Annotated in this window: 3 protein-coding genes; all 3 read left to right on the top strand. The window is 76.4% G+C overall.

Annotated features, from left to right (window positions below):
* Positions 1-20: 20 nt before the first annotated feature.
* The 3 genes from MNZ39_RS20005 (at position 21) to MNZ39_RS19995 (ending at position 6,512) form a co-directional block, all read left to right on the top strand.
* A complete protein-coding gene (locus tag MNZ39_RS20005) occupies positions 21-4,673 on the top strand; it encodes a carboxyl transferase domain-containing protein (RefSeq protein WP_242340850.1) in 4,653 nt (1,550 codons plus the stop codon).
* 301 nt (positions 4,674-4,974) lie between these two features.
* A complete protein-coding gene (locus MNZ39_RS20000; RefSeq protein WP_242340849.1) occupies positions 4,975-5,895 on the top strand; it encodes a hypothetical protein in 921 nt (306 codons plus the stop codon).
* Positions 5,896-5,909: 14 nt separating this feature from the next.
* On the top strand, positions 5,910-6,512 hold the full coding sequence (locus MNZ39_RS19995; RefSeq protein WP_242340848.1) for a hypothetical protein: 603 nt from the start codon (positions 5,910-5,912) through the stop codon (positions 6,510-6,512).
* Positions 6,513-6,568: the final 56 nt, after the last annotated feature.

Raw genomic sequence — 6,568 nt, 5'->3', positions numbered from 1 at the left:
CCGCGGTCGAGGCGGGCTGGGTGGGCCTGTGCGCGGTGGAGCTCGCGGTGGACGCGGCGGGGCGGATGGCGTTCTCCGGGATCGACGCGCGCGCGCACTCCGCGCCCGCCGTCGAGGAGGCCACGGGGATGGACCTCGTCCGCCTCGCCCTGCGCCTCGCGGCGGGCGAGGACCTCGACGGGGCGCCCGCCGGGGCGCGCCACGGCCACGCGCTCGCCGCCCGCGTCGTGGCGGCCGGCGCAGCCGCCGGACGGCTGGAGGTGCTCCGGCTCGCGGCGGGTCCCGGGGTGCGCGCGGAGCCCGCGCTCGACGAGGGCGACGAGGCGCCCGCCGGGTCGGTGATCGCGACGGTGATCGCCCGCGGCGACGACCGCGCGGAGGCGCTCGAGCGCCTCGAGCAGGCGCTCGAGGGGAGCGACGTCCTCCTGCACCGCGCGGCGCCCTCGACCGCGTGGCTCCGGGCGCTCTGCGCGCGCCCGGAGGTCCGCGCCGGACGCGCCGGCGCCGGGCTCCTCGATGCGCTCGCCGCGTCCGGAGAGCCCGCCCTCCCCCAGCGCCCGGAGGTCGCCGTCGTCGCCGCCGCCATCGAGGCGTACGACGCCGAGCTCGACCTCGAGCGGGCGCGCTTCGTCGCCGAGGCGCGCCGCGGTCGCCCGCGCGTGGGCCCGTCGTCGGGCCGCGGCGTGGAGCTTCGCCACGCGGGGCGCCGCCACCGGCTCGAGGTCCGGCAGATCGGCCCCGGCGCCTACCGCGTCGCCCCCGCCGGCGGCGCGCCGCTGGAGCTCGGCGTCGAGCACCTCGGCGCGCACGAGCGGCGGCTCACGTGGAGCGGCGGGCGCGCGCGGCTGCTCGTCGCGTCCGACGGGCTCCGCCAGCTCGTGCAGGTGGACGGGGTGCCGCACGTCGTCCGGCGCGATCCCGCCGGCGTCGTCGCCTCGCCCATGCCCGCGGTGGTGGTGGCGATCCCGGTCGCGCCCGGCCAGCGCGTCGCGGCGGGCGAGCCGGTGGCGCGCATCGAGTCGATGAAGGTGGAGATGGCCGTGCCCGCGCCGTACGCGGGGACGATCCGCGAGGTGCTCACCGTCGCGAACGCCCAGGTCGATCCCGGCGCGCCGCTCCTCCGGATCGACCCCGAGGGCGAGGCCGCCCCCGAGCCTGCCGCCGCGCCGCTCACGCTGGGGGGCCCCGCGCCGACGGAGCCGGCGGGCGACGCGGAGCGCTACCTCGGCGCGCTCGCCGAGCTGCAGCGGCTCGTCCTCGGGTTCGACGTGACCGCCGCGGAGGCGCGGCGGCTCGCCTCCGGCTGGCGCGAGCTGTCCCTCGCGGCCCCGCACGGCGCCGCCGCCACGCTCCGGGCCGAGTCGGCCGTCGTCGCGGCCTTCGCCGACGTGCAGTCGCTCTACGGGCGGGCGCGCCCCGGCGCGGATCCCTCCGCGGCGCCCCCGCTCGAGGCGCTCTGGCGTTACCTCCACGAGCCGGAGGCGCGGGGAGAGGGGCTCGGCGAGACCTTCGTCGGCGCGCTCCGCCGCGCCCTCGCGCACTACGGCCTGTCGCTCGACGTCCCCGGCCGCGCGCTCGAGGTGGCGCTGCTCCGCATGCAGAAGGCCTACGAGCGCGCCGAGGCCCAGCTCGCGCCGGTGCTCGCCATCCTGGAGCGCTGGCTGGCGGCGCCCGAGGCGCCCGCCGCGGTCGCCCCGCGCGAGCAGCTCGACCGGCTGGCGGCGGTCGGCCAGGAGCGCTTCCCCGCGCTCGCCGACCTCGCGCGCGAGGTCCGCTACCGCCGCCACGACCAGCCGCGCCTCGACCGGGTGCGCGCGGAGATGACCGCGCAGGCCGAGGCCGACCTCGGACGGCTCGCCTCGGAGGCGGGGGCGGCGCGCGAGGCGCTCGTCGAGCGGATCGTGCAGTGTCCGCAGTCCATCGCGACGATGGTGGTCTCGCGGATGGCGGAGGCGGCGCCGCCGCTCCGCTCGCGGCTCGTCGAGACCCTCCTCCGCCGCTACTACCGCGACCGCGCGCTCGGCCCGGTCGAGGTGGGCGAGGTCGAGGGGCTCGCGTGCGCGTGGTCGGACTACACGCTCGAGGGGCAGGCGTTCCGCGTGATCGCCGCCTTCTCGCACCCCGGAGAGATCGACCAGGCGGTCCGGCGTCTCGCCCGGCTCGCGGCGGAGGTCCCCGGGGACCGCGCGGTCGCGGTCGAGCTCTACGTCTGGCACGACGCGCCCATCGACGGCCCCGACGCGCTCGCGGAGCGGCTCCGCCTCGCGCTCGCGGAGGCGGCCTTCACGCGCCCGCTGCGCCGCGCCTCGTTCCTCCTCGCCATCCCCGGGCGCGGCCTGGGACGACAGGCGAGCCAGGAGCACTTCACCTTCCGCGGCGGGCCGTCCGAGTGGACCGAGGACCGCCGCCACCGCGGCGTCCACCCGATGCTCTTCAAGCGGATGCAGCTCGGGCGGCTCGCGCGGTTCGAGCTCGAGCGCCTCCCCTCGGTCGAGGACGTGTACCTCTACCGCGGCGTCTCCCGCGACAACCCCAGGGACGAGCGGCTCTTCGCGGTCGCGGAGGTGCGTGCCATCGCCCCGGTGCGCGACGGCTCCGGGCGCGTGGTGCAGATGCCCCACGTCGAGCGGATGCTCCACGAGGCGCTCGCCGGCATGCGGCGCTTCCAGGCGCGCCGCGCGCCGGGGCAGCGGCTCGAGTGGAACCGCGTGCTCCTCACGGTCGGCCCGCCCCTGCCGCTCACGCCGGCCGAGATCCGCGGCCTCGCCGCGCGGATGGCGCCCGCCGCGGCGGGGCTCGGGCTCGAGATGGCGCTCATCGACGCGCGGCTCCCCGATCCGGCGACGGGCGCGATGAAGCGGACGCTGCTGCGCTTCGTGGCGGACGACCGGGGGGGCGTGTCGATCCGCTGGGACGAGCCCACCGACCGGCCGCTGGAGCCGATGACCGAGTACGAGCAGCGCGTCGTCCAGCTCCGCCGGCGCGGGCTCACCCACCCGTTCGAGATCGTGAAGCTGCTCGCGCCGTCGCGCGGCACCCAGGCGGCGGTCCCGCCGGGCGAGTTCGTCGAGCACGATCTCGACGCCGCCGGGGTGCTCGTCCCGGTCACGCGGCCGCCCGGCGCGAACCCGTCGAACGTGGTGGTCGGGACGGTGCGCAGCTTCACGGATCGTCACCCCGAGGGGATGCTGCGCGTGGTCCTGCTCGGCGACCCGAGCCGGGCGATGGGCTCGCTCGCCGAGCCCGAGTGCGCCCGCATCGAGGCGGCCCTCGCCCTCGCCGAGCGGCTCCAGGTCCCGCTCGAGTGGTTCGCGGTCTCCGCGGGCGCGAAGATCTCGATGGAGAGCGGCACGGAGAACATGGACTGGATCTCGCGCGTGCTGCGCCGGATCGTCGAGTTCACCCAGCGCGGGGGCGAGCTCAACGTCGTCGTCGTCGGCATCAACGTCGGCGCCCAGCCCTACTGGAACGCCGAGGCGACGATGCTCATGCACACCCGGGGCATCCTGGTGATGACGCCCGGGTCCGCCATGGTCCTCACCGGAAAGGAGGCGCTCGAGTACTCCGGGAGCGTCTCGGCCGAGGACAACATGGGCATCGGCGGCTACGACCGGATCATGGGGCCGAACGGCCAGGCGCAGTACCGGGCCGGCAGCGTGGCGGAGGCCGTCGGGATCCTCATGCGGCACTACGCGCACACCTACGTCGTCCCGGGCGAGCGCGCCCCGCGCCGCGCCGCGACCTCCGACCCGGTGGAACGCGACGTGCGCTCGTACCCGCACGGACCGGAGGGCGGCGCGGGGTTCGAGACGGTGGGCGACGTCTTCAGCCTCGAGAAGAACCCGGACCGCAAGAAGCCGTTCGACATCCGGCGCGTGATGGCGGCCTGCGTGGACCAGGATCACGCCCCGCTCGAGCGCTGGCGCGACCTGCGCGGGGGCGACACCGCCGTGGTCTGGGACGCGCACCTCGGCGGCTTCCCGGTCTGCCTCGTCGGCATCGAGTCCCGCCCGCTCCCGCGGCTCGAGTTCGTCCCCGCGGACGGGCCCGAGCTCTGGTCGGCCGGGACGCTCTTCCCGCAGTCGTCCAAGAAGATCGCGCGGGCGCTCAACGCGGCGAGCGGCAACCGCCCCGTGGTGGTGCTCGCGAACCTCTCCGGCTTCGACGGCTCCCCCGAGTCGATGCGGCGCCTGCAGCTCGAGCACGGCGCGGAGATCGGCCGCGCGGTGGTGAACTTCCGCGGGCCCATCGTCTTCTGCGTCGTGTCCCGCTACCACGGCGGCGCGTTCGTGGTGTTCTCCAAGGCGCTCCGCGAGGACATGGAGGTCGTCGCGGTGGAGGGTGCGCGCGCGTCCGTGATCGGCGGCGCCCCCGCGGCGGCGGTCGTGTTCGCGCGAGAGGTCGAGTCCCGCACGCGCAAGGACCCGCGCGTCGCGGAGGCGGAGAAGGCGGCCGCCGCGGGCGGGGCGGCGCTGCTCCGGCGCTCGGAGGTGACGGGCGCGGTGCGCGCCGAGAAGGTCGGTGAGGTCGCCGAGGAGTTCGACGCGATCCACACCGTCGAGCGCGCGCTCCGCGTCGGATCGCTCGATCGGATCATCGCCCCCGCGGAGCTGCGGCCCTACCTCGTCGGAGCGGTCGAGCGGGGCATCGCGCGCCTCGCGGGCGGCCGCTGAGCGGGCTGCCCGGCGGTTGCTCGCCCGCCCCCCCTCCGAAGCGGCGCTCCGTCGCCGCGACCACCACGTCGTGCTTGCACGAGAGGCGGTTGGCTCCGCGCTCCGCGGGTCGGGGGCCGCTCGTGGCTCGAGGGAACGAGCGTGCCCACCTGCTCCCGTCCGTTGCCCTGCTCGTGGCAGGAGACTTCCCACCGCTCGGCCGCTCGACGCGCCGGTGTGCGCCCGAACCTACCTTCGCCTACCGGCACGGCGCGTGAAACGAGCCTCCGCCGACTCCCTTCCCCGGAGCGAGGAGATCCCAGTGAGACCAGCCTGCAGGTGGGCCGGGGTCGCGGCGATGATGCTCGCGGCCCCGCTGGCCCGCGCACACGAGCTCGTGTGCGAGAAGACCGTCAACGGAGCCGCCGTCGTCGAGGTCGACTCCTATCCCGCGACCCTCACGTTCCAGGCGACCGTCCGGAACGTGCACCCCACCGACGTCTCCATCGTCGCGTGGATCAGCGATCGGTTCATGGACCCGGCCCGGCAGGAGCTCGACCTCGCGCTTCCGGTCGGCGGATCGCAGACCTTCGAGTACGGGCTCACCCTCGACTCGTACGAGGAGTGCGTCACCCTCGCCGGGGAGGCCGGCATGTCCTGCTCGACCACCGGCGGCTGCGCGCGGCTCGACAACCGCTTCGCGGCGGGGTGGGAGCACGGCGAGGCGCAGTGCACCGCGCGGGTGGTGTGCAAGCCGCCCGAGGTGCCGCCTCCGCCCCCGCCGAGCGGCGTCACCCGGACGCTCGGGTTCTGGAAGACGCACGTCGACGCGGCGACGGCATGCATCGCCGGCGGCCCCATCGACCTCGGGTTCACCACGATCGACACGCTGGAGGAGCTCCTCGGGCTGCTCTGGGCCAGCCCGGCGCGGTACGTGTCCGGCGAGCCGCGCGACGCGCTCGCGCGCTTCCGCATCCTGCTCGCCCACCAGACCGCGGCCGCCATCTGCAACGGGCGCGCGTTCGGGACGTCCTCGCCGCTCGTGGCCGACGCCGTGACGGCGCTCGGCGGAACGGCGTGCGGCGACATCAAGGGGCTCATCGACGACCTGGCCGCCTTCAACACGCAGGGCGACGCGCTGCCGTTCCCCGACGGCTTCGCCGTCGGCCCGGCCCAGCCCGTCGACGCCCGCGCCCTCGGCGTCGACCCGACCTCGCCCACCGGCGAGACCTGCAGCCCGTGAAGGAGGAACAGACCATGATCCGAACGCTCGAGACTGGCCTCCTCCTCCTCTCCCTCGCCGCGATCGCCTGCGGCGGCACGAGCCCCAAGGGCAAGACCGGACCCGCCGGAGCTCCCGGCGAGCCGGCGATCGAGACCCCGACCACGCCCCCGCCCGACGACTCCGTGGGCGCGACCGATCCGACGACGTCCCTCGAGCCTCAGCTCGCGACGCTGCGGCTCCTCGGCGTCGCGAACCCCGGCTTCGACGCGGTCGTCCTCGACCTCGCGGCGGTCTCCGTCGAGGTGGACGGCGCGCCGCTCGCCATCGACCTGAGCCGCGTCACGACCATGGACCTGACGCGCGCCGACCACGCCTGGGACCTCGGCACGTTCACCCTGCCCGCGCCGGGGAAAGTGGCGCACGTGCGCATCGCCCTCGACGACGTCGGAGCGTGGGAGGAGAGCGGCGCTGCGGGCGCGCTCGACGCCTGCGGCCTCCCGATCGAGTTCGACGCGCCGGCGGAGTGGCTCGCGCTGCGCGGCCACGCGGTCGTGCACCTCGACCTCGGCCGCTCCGTCCTGAAGGTCGGCGCGGAGGACGCGATCCTGCTGCCGCAGCTGCAGGTCCGTTACTGAGCGGAGAGGGGGGCGCGCGTCCCGCGCCGGCGGGGGGGCCGCGCGCCCCGGGCGGG

The organism is Anaeromyxobacter sp. SG66, from assembly GCF_022690805.1.
GTDB lineage: Bacteria > Myxococcota > Myxococcia > Myxococcales > Anaeromyxobacteraceae > Anaeromyxobacter > Anaeromyxobacter soli.
This window is presented reverse-complemented; position numbering and strand designations above follow the sequence as displayed.